Source organism: Clostridium sp. NSJ-49, from assembly GCF_014287725.1.
Taxonomy (GTDB): domain Bacteria; phylum Bacillota; class Clostridia; order Clostridiales; family Clostridiaceae; genus Clostridium; species Clostridium disporicum_B.
In genome coordinates, this window is sequence record NZ_JACOOP010000057.1 from 1 (window position 1) to 20,683 (window position 20,683).

19 protein-coding genes are annotated in these 20,683 nt (G+C 27.0%); 5 read left to right on the forward strand and 14 right to left on the reverse strand.

Going from position 1 to position 20,683, the window contains the following annotated elements:
- Positions 1–273: 273 nt before the first annotated feature.
- Positions 274–2,007 (reverse strand): hypothetical protein, encoded by a 1,734-nt coding sequence (locus H8S10_RS15320; RefSeq protein WP_186839464.1) that lies wholly within the window; start codon positions 2,005–2,007, stop codon positions 274–276.
- A gap of 181 nt (positions 2,008–2,188) precedes the next feature.
- Between H8S10_RS15320 and H8S10_RS15325 the strand changes: the two genes are divergently transcribed.
- On the forward strand, positions 2,189–2,407 hold the full coding sequence (locus H8S10_RS15325) for a DUF378 domain-containing protein (protein ID WP_055263023.1): 219 nt from the start codon (positions 2,189–2,191) through the stop codon (positions 2,405–2,407).
- 65 nt (positions 2,408–2,472) lie between these two features.
- Here the strand turns inward: H8S10_RS15325 and H8S10_RS15330 are convergent, their stop codons facing one another.
- From H8S10_RS15330 to H8S10_RS15375, 10 genes are all read right to left on the reverse strand, one after another.
- Positions 2,473–2,733 carry an HPr family phosphocarrier protein gene (locus H8S10_RS15330; RefSeq protein ID WP_032118696.1) on the reverse strand — a complete coding sequence of 87 codons (261 nt, stop codon included), beginning with the start codon at positions 2,731–2,733 and terminating at the stop codon, positions 2,473–2,475.
- A 174-nt stretch (positions 2,734–2,907) separates the two neighbouring features.
- A complete protein-coding gene (locus tag H8S10_RS15335) occupies positions 2,908–3,168 on the reverse strand; it encodes a stage V sporulation protein S (protein WP_032118697.1) in 261 nt (86 codons plus the stop codon).
- Between the two features lie 148 nt (positions 3,169–3,316).
- The gene (rny, locus tag H8S10_RS15340) at positions 3,317–4,858 is read right to left on the reverse strand and encodes a ribonuclease Y (protein WP_231072149.1); all 1,542 of its coding nucleotides are present in this window, start codon (positions 4,856–4,858) and stop codon (positions 3,317–3,319) included.
- A 230-nt stretch (positions 4,859–5,088) separates the two neighbouring features.
- Positions 5,089–6,120 (reverse strand): recombinase RecA, encoded by a 1,032-nt coding sequence (gene recA / locus H8S10_RS15345; RefSeq protein ID WP_186839466.1) that lies wholly within the window; start codon positions 6,118–6,120, stop codon positions 5,089–5,091.
- A gap of 155 nt (positions 6,121–6,275) precedes the next feature.
- On the reverse strand, positions 6,276–6,866 hold the full coding sequence (pgsA, locus tag H8S10_RS15350; protein WP_186839467.1) for a CDP-diacylglycerol--glycerol-3-phosphate 3-phosphatidyltransferase: 591 nt from the start codon (positions 6,864–6,866) through the stop codon (positions 6,276–6,278).
- Positions 6,850–8,187 (reverse strand): 30S ribosomal protein S12 methylthiotransferase RimO, encoded by a 1,338-nt coding sequence (rimO, locus tag H8S10_RS15355; protein ID WP_186839468.1) that lies wholly within the window; start codon positions 8,185–8,187, stop codon positions 6,850–6,852. Before rimO ends, pgsA begins: the two co-directional genes overlap by 17 nt.
- Before the next feature lie 81 nt (positions 8,188–8,268).
- Positions 8,269–10,626, reverse strand: a complete 2,358-nt coding sequence (locus H8S10_RS15360) for a DNA translocase FtsK (protein ID WP_055263031.1) — start codon at positions 10,624–10,626, stop codon at positions 8,269–8,271.
- Positions 10,627–10,745: 119 nt separating this feature from the next.
- Positions 10,746–11,495 carry an ATP-dependent Clp protease proteolytic subunit gene (locus tag H8S10_RS15365; protein WP_055263033.1) on the reverse strand — a complete coding sequence of 250 codons (750 nt, stop codon included), beginning with the start codon at positions 11,493–11,495 and terminating at the stop codon, positions 10,746–10,748.
- A 26-nt stretch (positions 11,496–11,521) separates the two neighbouring features.
- Positions 11,522–12,193 (reverse strand): hypothetical protein, encoded by a 672-nt coding sequence (locus H8S10_RS15370; RefSeq protein ID WP_186839469.1) that lies wholly within the window; start codon positions 12,191–12,193, stop codon positions 11,522–11,524.
- 111 nt (positions 12,194–12,304) lie between these two features.
- Complete coding sequence (locus tag H8S10_RS15375) at positions 12,305–12,541, reverse strand: ground-like protein (RefSeq protein ID WP_186839470.1); 237 nt, start codon at positions 12,539–12,541, stop codon at positions 12,305–12,307.
- Positions 12,542–12,678: 137 nt separating this feature from the next.
- Here H8S10_RS15375 and H8S10_RS15380 point away from each other — a divergent pair, with 137 nt between their 5' ends.
- Complete coding sequence (locus H8S10_RS15380) at positions 12,679–13,068, forward strand: PadR family transcriptional regulator (RefSeq protein ID WP_055263037.1); 390 nt, start codon at positions 12,679–12,681, stop codon at positions 13,066–13,068.
- 70 nt (positions 13,069–13,138) lie between these two features.
- Positions 13,139–13,579 carry a hypothetical protein gene (locus tag H8S10_RS15385; protein ID WP_055263039.1) on the forward strand — a complete coding sequence of 147 codons (441 nt, stop codon included), beginning with the start codon at positions 13,139–13,141 and terminating at the stop codon, positions 13,577–13,579.
- Positions 13,580–13,614: 35 nt separating this feature from the next.
- Here the strand turns inward: H8S10_RS15385 and H8S10_RS15390 are convergent, their stop codons facing one another.
- A complete protein-coding gene (locus tag H8S10_RS15390; protein ID WP_186839471.1) occupies positions 13,615–14,625 on the reverse strand; it encodes a hypothetical protein in 1,011 nt (336 codons plus the stop codon).
- Positions 14,626–14,922: 297 nt separating this feature from the next.
- Between H8S10_RS15390 and H8S10_RS15395 the strand changes: the two genes are divergently transcribed.
- A complete protein-coding gene (locus H8S10_RS15395; protein WP_186839472.1) occupies positions 14,923–15,720 on the forward strand; it encodes a tyrosine-type recombinase/integrase in 798 nt (265 codons plus the stop codon).
- 215 nt (positions 15,721–15,935) lie between these two features.
- On the opposite strand, the gene guaD is transcribed toward H8S10_RS15395, so the two are convergent.
- Together guaD and ygfK are read right to left on the reverse strand one after the other, a co-directional pair.
- Positions 15,936–17,216, reverse strand: a complete 1,281-nt coding sequence (guaD, locus tag H8S10_RS15400; RefSeq protein ID WP_186839473.1) for a guanine deaminase — start codon at positions 17,214–17,216, stop codon at positions 15,936–15,938.
- Positions 17,217–17,314: 98 nt separating this feature from the next.
- On the reverse strand, positions 17,315–20,332 hold the full coding sequence (ygfK, locus tag H8S10_RS15405; RefSeq protein ID WP_186839474.1) for a putative selenate reductase subunit YgfK: 3,018 nt from the start codon (positions 20,330–20,332) through the stop codon (positions 17,315–17,317).
- A 249-nt stretch (positions 20,333–20,581) separates the two neighbouring features.
- Here ygfK and H8S10_RS15410 point away from each other — a divergent pair.
- Positions 20,582–20,683, forward strand: a 102-nt coding sequence (locus H8S10_RS15410; RefSeq protein ID WP_347707662.1) for an IS1 family transposase, incomplete at its 3' end; no start/stop codon positions are given.

A 20,683-nucleotide genomic window follows, 5' to 3' on the forward strand; every position in this document is an offset into this window, starting at 1 on the left:
TCAATTTTATTGTAGGTTTGTTTACCATACAATAAAAAATTCAAACTTATATAATTTTCAAAGAGCGAGCAATTCTATGAAAAATCAAGCTATTTTTTCATATCAACTTAACAGATTCTAAGATATATTTTAATTATAAAACAAAATAACCTATATAAACAATAAATTTATATAGGTTATTAATTAATATTATATAAAAATTCAAAAAGATTCTCCAATTAATACAAAATTTTTACCAAAATGATTATTTAATACATAATCGCAATTAATTTATTAAAGTAAATATTTCAATTTTTCTTTTAGATTTACTGTTTCAATATTTTGATTTATAAAAAATTCATCTGCCCAACAGTATATAATTGGTATATTTAATTGTTTTATATAACTTAGTTTTTTTATAATATCATAAGTTTTACTTACTAAACTATCCATAAAAATATATATAATTCGATTTGGATTACTAGGATGAAAAACTACAAACTCTAAATTAATTGAATTAAAAGTATAATCTTCTACAACTCTATAACCTAGCCCCTCAATTTTCTCTCTCAGAAATTTAAGCATATTAGAAGTTGTATCGTGTTTTTTATTAAATGTTAAATTGTTGGTAAAAAACTCATCTATATATCTTATAGAATCATCATATTCAAGTGTTTTTAATATATAATTTGTAATAGAGCTACTTTCTTCAATTTCAGAAATATATTCAAAAGTATTTATTTTTAAAATTGAAATATAATTATTCTTATTTATTAATTTTGATAGTATATCTAAATCATTATTTAATTGTATAATTAAAGTATCTAATAAATCTCTTTTTATTGTAATTTCAGCACTATCTTCTTCAATCATTTTGAAATTTAGTAAAATTAGAATGCTTGGCAAAGTAAATAGCTTTTCTGTATATTTACTAATAGTATCATTTTTATCGTAACAAAGATCTAATAACTCTCTTTCTTTATCATTAAGAGTATATATTTGATTTTGTATTGATATTATCTCTTTATAAAGGGATAAAGTATTAAATATATTTTTCAAAAAAATATACATTTCATTTTCATCATATATATAGTTATATATTTTATTAAAATAGCTTTCATTAAGAAAATCTTTTAGAAAATCAAAAGAGTTTACGTATAAGTTTAGTGATTCTATATTTTCTTTATATTGATTACACATAGTTTTTTTTATATTGTTATATTCATCTGTTATAGCTTTATTATACAGTTTCACCTCAGTACATTTCTTTCTATTCAAATAATGATACCATTTAAGTTTTTTAGGTTCACAATTATAGTCTATTTTTAAATTTGAAATATAATTTATCAATTCGTTTTCACTTATACTTAAAGAGAAATTAGCATTAATAAAATATTTAGTAAAATCATTTTCATATATTGGTGGAATTAGTGCATATTCATTATTTAATAAACACTCTAGTTTATATAGAGCATTTGTAATATCATCACAGGAAATATTATTCTTTAAGTCATTAAACTTATAACTATTATTAAACTTTTTATATTTTAGATAAGATTTTATTAAATTTGTATCTCTTATATTCTCAATAAAACTCTTTATCCAGCCATAATCTCCTATCGTAAAATGACTGTTTTCAATTTTTTCATAAAGTATATCCATATATTGCTTGTCAATTTTTAAATTTAATAAAATATCAATCATTTCCACCAATGAAATATTATCATTTTTCCTATAAGTTGATGATTCAATTATATTTTTTACTTTACTATATTTCATTAGTATATCTCTCAATATAAGTGCATATTGTTCTAGAGCTTTTTTATATGAGGGCTTATCGCTATCATAACTTATACTAATATAATTATAACCGCTAATTTCTTTAATGAAATTATTCATAAATGTATATTTATTATCTAAACAATTAAAATCGATATCTTTAGTATTTAAGTATAATGTTTTATTATCAATTAATTTGTCAATTAATTTAATAATTGTATCTAGATTAATATTAATTTCTTTATTCATATATATCTCCAATATTTTTTCGTATTTATATATAATATGTTTTTATACTTAAATACTGTACTTTTTAAAGTGTTTTATAATTATAAATTTTGATGTTATAACCATAAAAATTTTTATGAGCATATTTCCATATTTGTGTTCATAATATATATTAAAGAAATCAATGATAGGGGGAAATATTATGTTCAAACTAAATATATTTGATAAGTTATCTTTTTTTCTAGTGATTATAGGTGCTATAAATTGGGGAAGCATAGGATTAATAAATAAGAATTTTATATATTATTTAGCTGGTGGTTCATCTATAATATTAAGAATAATTTATGTACTTATCTTTTTAGCCGCATTAGATTTGTTATATCTTCTAGTAAAAGGTAATGTTATAAAAATAAAAGCATAAATATTCTACATAAATAAAAAAACTCCTGTTATAATTAATAGGAGTTTTAATAAGTATAAATAAAATTAATCTTCTAAAGTTTCAATTAATTTTACTATTTCTTCAGCTGCTAAAGTTTCATCATCACCGTTTGCAGAAACAGTTATAGTTGCTCCCTTAGTTACACCTAAAGATAATACACCGATTAAGCTTTTAACATTAGCTTTCTTTCCGTTAAATTCAATGCTTACATCAGATTTAAAAGATGAAGCTTTTTTTACTAATAAAGTTGCTGGTCTAGCGTGTAAACCAGTTCCGTTATTTACTACTACTTCTTTAGATACCATTAAATACACCTCTTTTTATAATAATCATCTTAACGATTCCATTATATACGTTAATCAATTAAATTTCAAGAGTTAACTGTATTTTTAATATATTTATATATTTATAGTAAATATATTATAGGATAAAAAAGAGAAATCTATATTAAAATAGACTTCTCTCTTAGTTGTAAATATTTATCTTGGTTGAACAATCAGTTTTATAGCAGTTCTTTCTTCACCATCAATTTCTATATCAGTAAAAGCTGGGACACATACTATATCTCTTCCACTTGGTGCTACAAATCCTCTAGCAATTGCTATAGCTTTAATAGCTTGATTAATTGCACCTGCACCTACTGCTTGGATCTCTACTATGTTTTTTTCTTTTATTATAGCGGCTAACGCTCCTGCAACTGAATTTGGATTAGATTTTGTTGAAACTTTTAATACTTCCATTTCTAATTTGACCTCCTGATAAAAATCGTTTACATTATATAAATTAATACTTCTATAAGTATATATATTCTATATCTTTTAAATAATTCCTTCTTTTATAATCAATAAAAAAAATACATTTTGAAATATCAAAATGTATTTTTAAAAATTATTTAGCATAGTCTACTGCTCTTGTTTCTCTAATAACATTTATTTTAATTTGTCCTGGATACTCTAATTGCTCTTCGACACTCTTAGCTAAACTACGTGCTAATTCAATAGAACCAGCATCATCTAATAGTTCTGGTTTAACCATAATTCTAATCTCTCTTCCAGCCTGAATTGCATATGACTTCTCTACACCTTCGTATGAGTTTGCAATTTCTTCAAGTTTCTCTAATCTCTTAATATAAGCTTCTAGTGTTTCTCTTCTTGCACCTGGTCTAGCAGCTGATATGGCATCAGCAGATTGAACTAAAATAGCTTCTAAAGACATCATTTCTACATCACCATGGTGTGCCGCTATAGCATTTACTACTAAAGGTGATTCATGATATTTTTTAGCTAAATCTCCACCGATAAGTGCATGTGGTCCTTCATGTTCTTGGTCTACTGCTTTCCCTATATCGTGTAATAAACCTGCTCTTTTAGCAAGATTTACATCTAACCCTAATTCAGATGCCATTAATCCTGCTAAATATGAAACTTCGATAGAATGTTTTAATACATTCTGACCATAACTAGTTCTATATTTTAGTCGTCCAAGTAACTTCATTATCTCAGGATGTAATCCGTGTACACCTGTTTCAAGAGTTGCTTGCTCTCCTTCTTCTTTAATGTCATTTTCTACATCCTTAGTGGCTCTTTCAACCATTTCTTCTATTCTTGCAGGATGTATTCTGCCATCAATGATTAGCTTTTCTAATGCTATCTTAGCTATTTCTCTTCTAATAGGATCAAAGCTAGATAATATTACTGCTTCTGGTGTATCATCAATAATTAAATCTACACCAGTCAAAGTTTCAAGAGTTCTAATATTTCTTCCTTCTCTACCAATAATTCTGCCCTTCATTTCATCATTTGGCAATGCCACTACATGCACAGTTGATTCAGATACATGATCTGCCGCACATCTTTGAATTGCTGTTGTAATAATCTCTCTAGATTTCTTATCAGCTTCTTCTTTAGCTTTAGATTCAATTTCTTTAATCATTAAAGCTGTTTCATGCGTAATTTCCTTTTTAACTTCATCTAATAAAATTTCTTTAGCTTCTTCAGTTGAAAGGTTTGAAACTTTTTCAAGTTCCTCTCTTCTGTGATTATAGATTTCTTGGGCATTTTGCTCCAATTGACTTATTTCTTGCATTTTTTTGTTGATATTTTCTTCTTTCTTTTCAAGAAGATCGCTCTTTTTGTCTAATGCTTCTTCTCTTTGAAGAATTCGTCTTTCAAGTCTTTGAATTTCATTTCTTCTATCACGAGAATCTCTGTCTAAGTCACTTCTAAGCTTGTGAACTTCTTCTTTAGCTTCTAAAATAGCTTCCTTCTTTGTAGATTCAGCCTCTTTCTTAGCATTTTCTACTAATTTTTGAGCTTCCTCTTCTAAAATTAAAACCTTTTTCTTTGTAGCTGTTTTAATAGCTATATATTGGATAATTCCTAATATAGCTAGTATTATAATTCCTAGTAATATAATTATAGTACTATCCAAATTAACACCTCCTTGCACATTAATCAATTTATTATTTAATAGAAAGTAGGTAGGTGTCATATTATTCTGTACTGGAAATTGAATTTGATAAACCAGTATTTGTTATTATTTTATCTTAAAAACAAAAATATGTCAAGTTTAGTTAATTAAATACATTAATTAATTTATCTAGATATAAAGCAAAAAAATACGCCTTGTTACAATAACAATATGGCGTATTTTTGAATTTATTATTTTTCAGTTTTCTCTTTTTTCTCTTCCATTAAAGGTAAATTATACTTAGATCTAATTTTGTTTTCAATTTCTAATGCTATATGCGGATTATCCTTTAAATATTGTTTAGCATTTTCTCTTCCTTGACCTAACCTTATATCATTATAAGAGAACCATGCACCGCTTTTTTGAACTATATTTTCTTTAACACCTACATCTATTATATTACCATTTCTAGAAATACCTTCATTATACATAATGTCAAATTCTGCTTGTTTAAATGGTGGAGCTACTTTATTTTTCATTATTTTTACTCTAGTTCTATTACCAACTATTTCATCACCTTGCTTTATAGAATCAATTCTTCTAACATCCATTCTAACAGAAGCATAGAACTTAAGTGCTCTTCCTCCAGTTGTAGTTTCAGGATTTCCAAACATAACTCCAACTTTTTCTCTTAATTGGTTAATAAAAATTGCTACACATTTTGATTTGTTAATTGTTCCAGCTAATTTTCTTAAAGCTTGAGACATTAATCTTGCATGTAATCCAACGTGAGAATCACCCATCTCACCTTCTATTTCAGCTCTTGGTACTAATGCTGCAACTGAGTCTACTACTAATACATCAATTGCTCCAGAACGTACTAGAGCTTCAGCTATTTCAAGACCTTGCTCACCAGTGTCTGGTTGAGAAACTATAAGGTTCTCTGTATCAACACCTAAGTTTTTTGCATAACTTGGATCTAATGCATGTTCTGCATCGATAAATCCAACTACTCCTCCAGTTTTTTGTGCTTCAGCAATTATATGTAATGCAACGGTTGTTTTACCTGAACTTTCTGGTCCGTAAATTTCTATAATTCTTCCCTTTGGAACACCACCAATACCTAAAGCGATATCTAAATCTAAACAACCCGTAGATATAGCATCAACATTCATAGCATTGTGTTCTCCTAATTTCATTATGGCACCCTTACCATATTGTTTCTCAATTTGACTCATAGCATTTTCAATTGCTTTTAATTTTTCTTCATTAATATTTCCCATAAGGCTCATCCTCTCTCTATCGAACATTTGTTTTATAATTAAATTATAATTTATGCTGAATTTTAAGTCAACATAAATTTCAAAAAATTATTCATATAATAAAAAGTTCCACCTTAATTTAGGAGGAACTTTTTATTATTATAACCAAGATTAACTTATTTAGTCATTGAAAACACTTTTTTATTCTTTACAAAATAATCTATTCCAGAGATTATAGTTACTATAACAGCTAAGTATAAGAATATAGTAGGTGCGAATTCAAAGAATTTATTCATTGCAGAATTATTGTTTATTAAATTTGCTAAATATGGAGATGTTTCTATATTGACTTTTATAAGTAATAATAATATTGATATTATTTGTATAACAGTCTTAATTTTTCCCCACCAACTAGCAGCTATTATTTTACCTTCTGATGCAGCTATTGTTCTAAGACCAGATACAGCAAATTCTCTAGCTATAATTATTATAGCTGCATAACTAGGAATTAATCCTAGTTCAACTAAAGATATTAATGCTGAAGTAACTAAAAGTTTATCTGCTAAAGGATCCATAAATTTACCAAAAGTAGTCACTTGATTTCTACTTCTTGCTATATAACCATCTAATTGGTCAGTTAATGAAGCAATTATAAATACTAAAGTGGCTATTATAGTTCCATAAGGAATTCCTTTCATAGCTATAAAAATCAAAAAAATAGGTACTAAGAAAATTCTTAGCATGGTTAACTTATTTGCTAGATTCATCTATAACATCTCCTATTAAATCATACTCCTGTACATCAGTAATTTTTACCTTTATAATATCACCTATTTTTACTTTTTTTGTTTTTCTAACTAAAATTATATTATCTATTTCCGGTGACATCATATAAGATCTTCCTATGAAAAATTCTCCATTACTTCCATCTATTATAGTATCATAGATATTACCAATTTTCAATTTATTTAAATCTAACATAATTTTTCTTTGAGTTAACATTAATTCTTTTAAACGCTTCTCTTTAGTAGACTCATCAATTTGTCCATTCATAATAGCAGCAGGGGTTCCCTCTTCTTGTGAGTAACTAAAAACTCCTACGTTTTCTAATCTATAATCTAATAAAAATTGTTTTAACTCATTGAAATCATCATTATTTTCATTTGGGAACCCAACTATTAAAGATGTTCTTAAAGTAATATTAGGTATTCTTTTTCTAAGCTTATCTATTATATTAATAATATCTTTTTTATTAGTTTTTCTACCCATTAATTTTAATATCTTATCACTAATATGTTGTATAGGAATATCTAAGTACTTAACAATCTTATTATTTGTTGCAATTTCCTCAATTAGTTCATCATATATTTCTTCAGGATAACAATATAGAAGTCTAACCCACTCTATATTATCTACTTCAGAAACCTTTTTAGCTAATTTATGAAGCATCTTTCCATTATAAATATCAACACCATAATTTGTTAAATCTTGAGCTATTAGAATAATTTCTTTTACTCCTTGAGAAGCTAAACTTTCAACTTCTTTTATAACACTTTCCATTGTTCTACTTCTGAATTTTCCTCTTATCTTTGGAATTATACAGTAAGTACAAAAGTTATTACAACCTTCTGCAATTCTAACATAAGCAGTATGGCTGTTTGTTGTTAATATTCTTTCGCCTTCATTTATACTTAGGTCACTGTAACTAGCTGATGAGATTTGCTTTTGTTCCTTTATAAATTCTAATATAAGCTTATGCAACTTCATATAGTCATTTACACCCATAAGAATATCTATTTCAGGCATTTGTTCTAAAAGTTCATCTCCGTATCTTTGAGTTAGACAACCTGTTGCAATAAGCATTTTACACTTATAATTAGTCTTGTAACTAGCCATCTCTAAAATTGTATCTATTGATTCTTGCTTAGCACTTTCTATAAATCCACATGTATTAACTATTATTATATCGGCTTCTTTAGGGTTATTAGTTATTTCATAATATTTATTAATTGTTCCTAATATAAGTTCAGAATCAACTCTATTTTTGTCACATCCTAAACTGACCATTCCTACTTTATATTTTTCCAAAGTAAATTCCTCCATTGTTTAAGTTTCTAATAATTCATAAATTATTGTAATTGAATAGTCTTCTATTTACAAGTATTTTTGTTATTGATAATTTGGGTTTTCTTCTGTATTCATCACCAATACCTGTCTAGGTCTACTTCCATCCTTTGGAGATATTATTCTTTGTTCTTCTAATATATCCATAATTCGCGAGGCCCTATTGAATCCAATTCTTAATTTTCTTTGTAAAAATGAAGTTGATGCTTGTTGATATTCAATTACAAGTTTTATGGCTTCATCAATAAGTTCATCCTCGTATTCACTTTGTTGCGACTCAGCTGGAGTTTCACTATTAATATGATTTATAATATCTTCTTGATAAGTGACACTATCCTGAGAGTTCTTAACAAAGTTAACCACGTTTTCTACTTCCTCTTCTGAGATAAATGCACCTTGAACTCTAACAGGTTTATTTTCTCCTATAGGATAGTATAACATATCTCCTCTTCCTAATAATTTTTCAGCACCAACTTGATCTAAGATAGTTCTTGAGTCAATACCTGAAGATACTGCAAAAGATATTCTTGAAGGAATATTTGCTTTAATAACTCCTGTAATTACGTCAACAGACGGTCTTTGTGTCGCAATTATTAAATGCATACCTGCAGCTCTTGCCATTTGGGCTAGTCTACAAATATAATCTTCAACATCATGAGGGCAAGCCATCATTAAATCTGCTAGCTCATCAACAATTATAACTATATATGGTAATTTATCTTCAATTTCTCCTTTTTCATATAAATTGTTGTATGATTCTATATTTTTAACTTTATTATTGTAGAACAAATTATATCTCTTATTCATTTCATTTACAGCCCAATTTAATGCTCCAGCAGCTTTTTTAGGATCTGTAACTACTGGAATTAACAAATGAGGAATATCATTATAGACACTTAATTCTACAACTTTAGGATCTACCATTAATAATTTTACATCTGCTGGAGAGTATTTATATATCAAACTAATTATCAAAGCATTTATGCATACAGATTTACCAGATCCTGTTGCACCAGCAATAAGCATATGGGGCATTTTAGATAAATCACCTACAACACATTTACCAGCAATATCTTTTCCTAGACCAAATGATAATTTTTTATTTGAGTTAGTAAATTCTTTTGAGTCTAATACTTCTCTTAGAAATACTGGTATTTGCTTTTTATTCGGAACCTCAATCCCTATAGCAGATTTCCCTGGAATAGGGGCTTCTATTCTTATACCACTAGCAGCAAGTCCTAAGGCTATATCATCTGTTAAATTAACAATTTTTGAAACTTTAACTCCAGGACTAGGTTGTAATTCAAAACGAGTAACTGAAGGACCTTTAGTTACTTGAGTAACTTTAGCTTCAACTCCAAAACTTTCCAAAATTGATTCTAATTTATTAGCCCCATCAATAAGGTCTTTTTTATCTTCGCTTTTCAATCTCGCTTTTCCATTATTTTTCAACAAGTCTATAGTTGGATATATATAATGGATTTCTTTTGACTCAGTGCTAATAATATTATTAATATCTATATCCTTACTTTTTAGCTCTTTAGTGCCATTGTCATTCTGTAATCTTTCATCAGTTGATTTTTGGGAGTTTACTGCTCTATTTGAATCTAAAAATCTGTTTTCCTCTTTAGCATTGAATGATTCTAGAGAAATTTCATCTAAAATATCAACATCGTTAGTATTTGAATTTTTCATAAAATCAAGTATTTGAATTTTATTATCTATTCCTTTTACTATGTTTTTGTCAATTATTTCTTCATCACTTTCAATTTCAACGAAATCATTGTTAATTTTTTTGTGCTTGTCTTTTTTTTGTGGCTTAGAGTTTATATATTGAATAATTTTATTAGCAAATAATTTTGTACACTCTAATATATTAGATATTGTTATATCAAATATCTGCATTACCCCAATAAACAATAGTGATAAAAATAGAATATAAGAGCCTATATATCCTATAAGTTTAGATAATGGATAAGCTAAAAGATGACCTAAGAATCCACCATGCAACGACATTGTGTCTTCTTGCATTATTAATTTCAAAGAAATTTTAAATGATTCTTGATCTAAAGCTTGTATCTTTATTGTTGCGAAAAGAAGGATGCAGGTTGTTAAAACTAACGTTACTCCAAATAATCTTCTTGAATAACTTATCTTTCCATCCGATATAATTATATTTATACCAAAGTATATCAAGTATAAAGGCAAAATAAATGCACCTATACCAATAAAGTTATATATATATTTTCTAGAAATATGTGATAAAACCCCTGCAAGATTAGTATAAATTGCAATTGTAAGAAGTAATCCTACAACAATATAGACTATACTTTTTATATCACTGTCTAATGTTCTCTTTTTTTTAGTTCGCTTTCTAGTATTTTTTTTACTTTTAGTAGTCACAAAATCACTCCTATAATATAGTTAAAATTTTCATATATATCTATATTATATAATTAAGATGACATAGTGTAAAATATGTTTAAACTAAAAAAGGAATTCTTTTGAATCCCTTTTTTAGTTTACTTCAAATTATTCTTCTCATATAATGCTATTTCTTCTCTAAGTTTATCCAATGCTTCTTTAATTCCGCCTACCTCATCTATCAATCCACAAGCAACTGCTTGTTCTCCTATTAATATAGTTCCCATATCATTTAATAATTCGTCAGATTTAAGCATCATTCTCTTTAATTCATCTTTACTTATTTTAGAAGTTTTAACTATGAAGTTGTCTATCCTTTCTTGCATTTTTTGGAAATAATGAAATGTTTGAGCTACACCAATAACAAATCCATTCATTCTAACTGGATGTACAATCATTGTGGCAGATGGAGTAATAAACGAATAATCTGCTGATGTTGCAAGCGGTACGCCTATAGAGTGTCCACCACCAATAACTATAGATACTGTAGGTTTAGATAAAGATCTAATCATTTCTGCAATAGCTAATCCTGCTTCTACATCCCCACCTACTGTATTAAGTACAATTAAAATACCTTTAACCTCATTATTTCTTTCCATCGCAATTAATTGTGGTATTATATGCTCATATTTAGTAGCTTTAGTTTGTGGTGGTAATACCATATGCCCTTCTATCTGTCCTATTATTGGCAAAACTTGAATACTTTGATCAGAACTTGATTTATTATCTGTACCGAACTCCTTTATTTCTTGTCTTCTATCATCTTCTTTGCTATTTTTATCGTTATCGCTTTCTTTTATAGTAGTATCATTACTATATAATGGATAAAAATCTTCATTTGTGTTCATAATAAGCCCTCCTAGCATGATTACCTTTATCTTCTTATGTCAAGCACTATTCCATATTTAATATATCCATTGGAAAAGTTTCCAGTAATTACGATGACAATCTTTTTGTCTGAATCAGGAACTTCTATACACCCCCTTTTCACTTTGACTTCTTTTAAAGTTTCATTTTCTTCATCCCATATATGAGCTTTTAGTGATTTGCAGTTAGGTACAAATTCAAAATTAATAATTTCTCCTGGTCTAACTTTTAATGATGGTTTTTTTATTAAAAGATTGTAATTATTTATTATTTCTTTTGTAAGTTCAATTTCTTTATTATCATCAGAAATTATAAAATCATAAGAGCATAGATATTTAGGAGAATGTTTTCCTCTTAATCTTACTATTAATTTAGGGATATTTTCATTATCAGTATCCTTTTTAGGTTTTGTTGGTTCTTGAGTATGTATTTCATCTTGACTTTCTCCATTTTTATTTTGTTCTTGAAGTTTTTTTTGATTTATCTCATCTAATTTTTGTTGATTTATTAATTTTCTCTCTTCTTTTAATTCTTTTAATAAGTCATCGATACTTCTGTATTCTGGTTTATTATTCTCTATAATTTCTTCACCTGGTTCATAATAAGCATTTACGTAAAAATCATAGTTTATTAATAGAGAAAAGATATAAATTACAAAAAGAATTTTTCGATTTATCATATATTTTATACCTCCATATTAATATATATTTATTTTTACCTATTTATTTATTTTTATATATCAAAGTGTGCCAAAAACCTTGGAAGTTTTTAGCACACTTCGACTATTGTTTTACCAACAACCAAATAATAATATTAATATTAGCCACCACCAGCAACCGCCTCCGCAGCCACAGCCTCCGAAGCCGCCACCACATCCAAAGTTACCACCATATCCGCAGTTACCGCCACCACAGCATCCGTAACCCGGATAACCACATCCGTAATTACATCCTCCGCAACCACAACTTGAGCAATTATTACAGCAGCATTTTTTCTTACAACAGCATTTTGAACAACTGCTTGACATGTTTCTCATCTCCTATCATTTGTTGATTAATATATATTATTCAAAGCAAAGATTTTATGTTCTTAATTATTTAGATTGTTAGACAAATTTATATCCCTCTGTTATTATTACAATATATTCTAAAAAAGAGGTGGATTATGAAGGATCAAAGAAATAGATTAGTTGTTCCAAGAAATATTGTTAACACAAAGATGCTATATACATTTTATATATTAAAGGAATTATCAAAAGGTGAAGTTGTTTTTGGAAATAAAATTTTATCAACCTTTAAAGATGTTTTTGAAAATTGCAGCCATCCTTTTCCTGTTTCTTCTAGTACAATATATGAAACGCTATACTCTTTAGAAGAAAAAGGTTATGTGGTAAGTAGTTGGACAGGTGATTTAGTATTAAATAAAAGAAGTAAAAAATTTTATTCTATCACAGATGAGGGATTAAATTATTACAAAACACATATAGCGGATTATGTGAATAATATTGAAAAAACAAAATCTACGTTAGATTTAATTATAAAGATGCTTAAATAGCATCTTTTTTTGTTATCACAATTTATACATAAATAAATATAATATAAATAACTAATTTAAAAATATAGGAGTGATAATCATAAATATCAATAACTATACAGATTTTTATTCTAATAATAATATTTTAGAAACAAGAAAATTAAGAATAGACAAACTAATTCAAAGAGATAATTCTCTTATTTTTGAACAAAATACAATAAAATTTAGATGTGAAGAAGAATTATTAGTAATAATTCGAAATGTAAAAACAAAAGAAGAATTTATATGTGATTATTTAATTAAAGCCAATAATTTAGTTATTATTTTAGATTCATTGCTTCATTTATTTAGTAATTACGAAGGTGCAATACAAATACTTAATAAAAGTGATGAGAAATATTATTTATATAATCCTATTATGAAAAATAATAATATTATTAACGAAAAAATAGCTAACAATAAACAGTATAAGTGGTTTATAAGAGTATTAGAAAATGGAGAAATTAGATTATCATCAATTATAAATAAATAGCCTATAATGAATTATTCATTAATAGGCTATTTATTTTACTTTTTAACTTTTAAAATTTCTAACTTTAGATTGTAAATTTCATCTTTCAATGTAGTTATTACTTTTAAATTATCTTCTATTATATTATTTTTTTCTGTTTCTATAGTTTTCTTTTCTTCTAAGTATTGATCCTTTAAGCGAGAACTTTCATTAGAATTCATTAAAATTAGGTTATGCATTTTTTCATTTAAGCTATTTGAATACTCTCTTTCTCTTCTTAAATCATCCTTTAGAGTATCTATCTCACTTCTAGCTCCCTCTAATTCTTTGTTGAGCTTTAAAACTTCATTATCTAAAATTTTATAATTACTTATTTGACTTTGTAAGTTTTCTACAAGTTCTTGAAGGGATTCGTATTTTTCTCTAACTTCTTTACTTTGATCAACTATATCAGTTAATGAATTAATATGCTTTTGTAGATTTTGAATTTGTAATGATTTTTCCTTAGAGTCATTTTCAAAAGTGTTTATTAAATCATTTACTTTAGTGAAGTTATCTTTCGAATCTTTTAATTCATTATTTTTTATAGATAATTCTTCTTCAATATTTCTAAAATCATCCTTGATTTTAATATTTTCTTCTTGTAATGATTTAATTATATTTTCTCTTGATTTAATTTCACTCTGAAATTTTTCGTTATATTTTTCTTGTATAAAAGTCGCCATATCAAGAGATGATAAATAGCTACTTCTAATGGAATCCAATAAATAATTAAATTTATCAATTTCTGCTTTTCTATCAGCAAATTTACTATTATTTTCAATTTTAATTGCTTCATATTGATTCAAAAGTGTAGAAATTAATGTTTCAGCATCTCCAAATTTACTTTGCAATTGATTTAACCTGTCTTTTGTAGATTTTTTAAGCTTTAACCCCTTAGTCTCAAGTTTTTCATTTTGGATTACTCCATCTGTTTTATTTTGATTAAATTCATCTTCAACTTCAAATTCCTTAATATTTTCATCCAAGCAAATTGTTTTTTCTTCATTTTTGTTATTTTCAACCATTTTTATCCTCCTATATACAGTTAACTGAGTTAACCAAGGTTAACCTAGTTAACCTTGGTTAATTTATTGTATCATAAATACCATTAAATTTCTAGAAAAAATAAGCAAAAATAGTATAATTATATCCAAATAAAAACTGCGCTTATTCCTGAATATGCGCAGTTTTTGTTTAAAGTATTGATAAATCAAGGTTTTATAGCTATAATGAAATTAGTAAAATATAAAAAGCGCAGTTTATAAACGCAAAAGGCGCAGTTTGAATTTGGATTTCTAGAAGAAAGGAATTTTTAAAATATAATGAATGATGAAATGATAGAGATGATGAAATTCTATGAATTTTATAAAAAGATGAAAGCCTTAGAAAAAAGTGAAGAGTTAACTTCAAATAAAGAAGAAAATTTATTAAAAACAGAGGGAGCAAATAGTAGTACTATTAAAAGTAATAATTTAGAAGATGTACATAGTCATAATAAAACAGAGGGAGAAACAAAAAACACTAAAAAGAAAAATTATAGAGCTACTCGCCCACTAGAAATAGATGAATATGAAGAAATAATTAAGTTATGTAAAAGTGGATTTATTTACGGAGATAAAAAGACAGGGAGAAGAAAAAAATTTAGAGCGAATCCATCTTTAGCTTTCGCATTAGCTCTTCAAGCAACTTTAGGATTTAGAGCTTCTGATATAGTTAATTTAAAAGTAGAAGATTTTAATAGAAGTAAATTCTCTATAAAGGAAATTAAAACAGGTAAGTGGCAAAATAGAGAGTTGGGTGAAAATATGTATAATAAATTTTTAGAATATGTAGTAGAAAACAAATTAGATGGAGACGATTATATTTATCCAAATAAAGTTAGAAATATGCAGCAACAATTAAAAATAATAACTGACTATCTAGGCTACAAAAATATTGGAACGCACTCTTTTAGAAAATTATTTGCTCATACTTTGTATGAAGAATCAGGTCATGATATTGAATTAGTTAGACACGCCTTAAATCACTCAGATATAAAGACAACGATGAGATATTTAGGGGTAAGTATGAAAAAATTAAAGGAAGCAACTACAAAGATCGACTTTTCATATATGTTATAACTTTAGAAAATGAAATAGATATGCTATTTAAGTATATTTTTATACTTGTTTATATTAATAGCATATCTATTTTTATTTATAATAGCACCTTACCTAGCTAGCAAATAACAAATACTAACTTTTATTGCATAATATAGTCATATTCATTATACATCTCTCTATTTATCCCCAAACATATACACTTCATCAGGAGATATATTTAAGAACTTAATAAATTATAAATTGGGCTCATTAACAATATTTCCATTTACATATCTAACTTTAATATTCCTATAGTCACTATTATATATAAATTTTTGCAACCTTTCTTCTAATGTTAAATAATTAAAATTATCATCCTTACTATCATCTATTACGAGAGCATCAAAATCATATCCTTCTTCAAAACTACCTACATTTCCAAAAAATTCTCCTCCACCTTTAGTGACTAAATAAAATATTTCAGCGGTCGTTAAAGGTAAATCTTTATGATTACTTTCACTCCATTTTAAATTTGATATTTGCATAGCATAAGCCATAACTTGGAACATTGATAAAGTATGACCACCTGAAATATCTGTAGCTAATCCAACTTTAATGCCATTTTCTATAAGTTTTCTAATAGGGGCTATACCACTCGATAAATTCACATTAGAAGTAGGACAATGAGCTACATAAACATTTTGCTGCGCTAATAAGGATATTTCTTCTTCGGTTAAATGTACACAATGAGCCATAATGGTTTTTGTTTGTCCTAAAAGATTAGATGAATTATAAACACTTGCATAATTCGGCTCACTTGGGTATCTATCAGCAACCATATTAATTTCTCCTACATTTTCAGAAAGGTGAGATTGAACTGGAATATTATATTTCATAGCTAATTCCCCTAAGGATTTTAATAACTTATCGCTGCAAGAAGGAACAAATCTTGGAGTAATTATAGGCTTTACAAGAGCATATTTATCTTTATACTCTTCAATTATTTCCACAGTATCATTTATAGATTTATTTGTATTTTCTATTAAAGTATCTGGAGACTTATAATCCATATTCACTTTTCCTATATAAGCTCCTAATCCGGATTTATTAAACAAATCCATCAATAATTTACTACTTTCTTTATGAATAGTAGCAAAAACACAACATCTTGTAGTTCCATGTTTCCATATCTCTTTAATTAATTTAGAATATACTTTTTTTGCATATTCTAAATTATTATATTTGCTTTCTTCTGGAAAAGTATATGACTCCAACCAAGGTATAAGCTCTTTATCTAGCCCTAAACCTATATTAGGAAATTGAGGCGCGTGTAAGTGCAAATCAACTAACCCAGGTATTATTAATAAATTGCTATAATCTACTACTTTTATATTTGAAAACTCGTCTGGTAGCTCTTCATAAACTCTCTTTACTTTATTTTCTTTAATTAATATATATCCATTATAAATAGTTTCAAAAGTTCCAAATTTTTTTGTATATAAAATATCTCCTTTAACACAATAAATATTTGACATTATTACCACCTATATTCTTCAACCTAAGTATTAGGCTACTTATTTCAATATATAAAAGGTGGAGATAAATAATATATACCTTCCCCCACCTTAATCCATTAAATTATATAATTATAATTGTAAATACATACTTTTATCATTTCTTCATATTCTTTTGAAATTTTATCATCTTCTCCTAATCTATACCTTACTATTAAACCATCTTCTTTTCTTACTTTAAATGTGTTAGAAGTTTTGTCTAATAATAAGAATCCTTTATTATTACTATTATTAAAATCCTCTTCACTCCAGAAAAGCGTTAATTTATCTTTATAAGGATTTCCATTGTGAGGACAGAATACACCACAGTTTCCACATTCATTGCACATTCCATCTACATGAAGAACTTGATGTGAATTCAAAGTATTACTATTAACCTTAATTGAAAGATTTGCTCTATTTGGACATACATCTACACAAATCTCACAAATATTATCACAAGATAAACATCTAGTAGATTCAGCTTCATTTGAAATTGGTTCACTTATAATACCTTTTCTTAAATATAACGTACTTTCATCAACTTGAACGACTTTATTCTTAAAATCATTCTTAATACCTACTTCTTTTAATATATTTTTTGCAACTAGTTTTCCATCAGCCATAGCTTGAACAATTGTTGATGGCCCTGATTTCATATCACCTGCAACATATACATTTTTTATTGAAGTTTCATAGTATTCATTAATAACAGGATATCCCTTACTATTTAAAGTTATATTATTCTTTTCAAGAAGTGTTGTATCAACAGTATCTCCTACTGCAAGAATTACAGTATCTGCAGCTATTTCTACATTATTGTTAGTTTCTATAGGTCTTCTTCTTCCAGAAGCATCCTTATCTCCTAGCTTCATTTTACTGCATATTAATTTTCCATTCTTTATTTCCTTAGGATAAAGTAATTCTTTTATTTCTATTCCTTCTTCAATCAATAATTCTATCTCTTCTTTACTTGCAGGCATAAGATCTTTCGTCCTTCTATATATTACCGAAACATTCTCTACTCCATTTACTCTCTTGGCAGCTCTTGCAGCATCCATAGCTACATCTCCTCCACCAATGATACAAACATTTTTACCTAAGTTAATAGAATCATTATTTTCTTTAAAATTCTCTAAGAATTCTAAAGCATGAATTGATTTATTATCATTATCTATAAGAGATACATTTAAAGGCTTCCAAGTACCAATAGCTAATACTACATAATCATAATCTTTTTTCAAATCTTCTATTACAAAATTATCTTTTGCACCAAATTTAAAATTAACTCCATAATTTTTAATTAAATTAAAATCTTTCTCTATAATAGTTTGTTGAATTCTAAATTCAGGTATTACATATTGAATAATTCCATAAGGCTTTTCGCGTTTTTCAAATACGGTCACATCTACGCCATTTCTTCTTAAATATGCAGCAGTAGCAAGTCCAGCTACACCGGCACCAATTACAGCTACTTTTTTATTACTAATAATTGAAGATACTTTTAGTTTGCTTACATATTTATCTTGTGCATTAACTACAGCAATATTTTTCATATTTCTAATAGAAACGGATTTATCATAATCTAATCTAGTGCATTTAGTTTGGCAATTATGATTACATATAGTAGCTGTTATAGCGGGTGAAATATTATCATTAACAATAACTTCAAATGCTTCATCATATTTCTCTTCTCCAACTAATGAAACGTATTGAGGTATTTGTTGATTAATTGGGCATCCTTTATTACATGGAGCTATTGCACAATCAAATATTGGTAAATCCGATTTTATTTTTCTATTATTAACTTCTCTCCATTCTTTTTTATAGTGTTTATTATTTATTACAGTAGTCGATAGTCTTTCTAGTAATTCTAAATTAATTTTATCTTTCATTTTCGAGTTGATTGCTTCAGTCTTTTTTGCAAGTTGATGAATTCTTTCATATCCACCCGGTTTTAAAAGAGTTGTTGCAAAAGTTATTGGAAATATTCCTGTTGAATATATCTCTGCAATATTAAATAAATCTGCACCACCAGAGTATGATATTTTTAAATCTCCATCAAATTCTTTAGCAAGCTTATAAGCTAACGTAATAGAAAGAGCAAATAGCGATCTACCTGACATGTACATTTCTTCACCTGGTAGTTCATTATTGGTAATCTTAGTAGGCAGCGTATTAGTTAACTTTATTCCAATTTCTAAATTTAATCCTTTTGCTACTGATTTAAGTCTACTAAGCATACTAATTGCATCATCAAATTGTAAATCGTTTTTAAAATGATGAGAGTTTAAAGTTATATATTTATAACCCATAGTATCAAATGTATTTCTAACAAACTCTTCTCCTAAAAGAGTAGGATTCATCTTAATAAATGTATTCAATCTCTTCTCATTTAATAGATATTTAGCTATTCTTTCAATTTCTTCTGGAGGACATCCATGTAATGTTGATAAAGTAATAGAGCTGCAAACTCTACTAGATATATTATCTAAATCGTCCACATTAAAATTTTTTAATTTATCTAAATTATTTATAATGGCATTTTTACATTCATTCCATACATCTGTTGAAGAGGCATCTAGCATTTCATCGATAAATTTATTAACCTTTGGAGATTTTATTCCATCTAGGTCATATCCTACGCTCATATTAAAAATAAAATCTCTAGTATTGCTTAAACCTAATTCCTTCATTAATACATGTAGTAAGAACCAAGCTTTTACATACTCATCATAAGCACTAGGAACAGTAAGCTCTGTTGACCATTCTACATTATAACATTCATCTTGAGCATAAATACAAGGTTTTGAAACCGGTAAATCTTTACCATCTAAAATTTGAACTGTTTTTAACTCTATAAATCTACTTCCAGTTAGGTAGGCTGCCACAATATTTTGTGTTAATTGTGAATGAGGTCCTGCAGCTGGGCCTATGCATGTTGAAATATTTTCTCCTAAAATATTTATAGATGATTTTGAAACATTTTTATAAAACTTCTTTTTATTTATTCCAAATATTGTACCTTTTAATTTATATTCATTCAAAACCCAATGTAATAATTTTTCAAAAGGAATTGGTGTCATTTTATCTCCCATTTTAAATTTTACCCCCTAAATATATTAATAACTCTAAATAACTTTTAGAGTACTTAGATTTACTAGTTATTTTCTTATATGGCATCTGACCTAGTAACAATTTCCCCTATAACATTAAAATTCATTTTATCCTCCCTATAGATTTAATCGATCTGTTAAGTTATATGAACATTGCTCTTCTCAGCCCAAGGAAATACAATAGGTTTGCGATACTAAATAATACCCCCCTTCGAAAAGGAGAGAAGAACAATGAGCAAAACTAATATAAAATGCCCACGCTGTAATTCTGATAAACTATACAAGTTTGGTATGAATAAGCAGGCTAAACAAAAGTATCAATGTAAGCAGTGT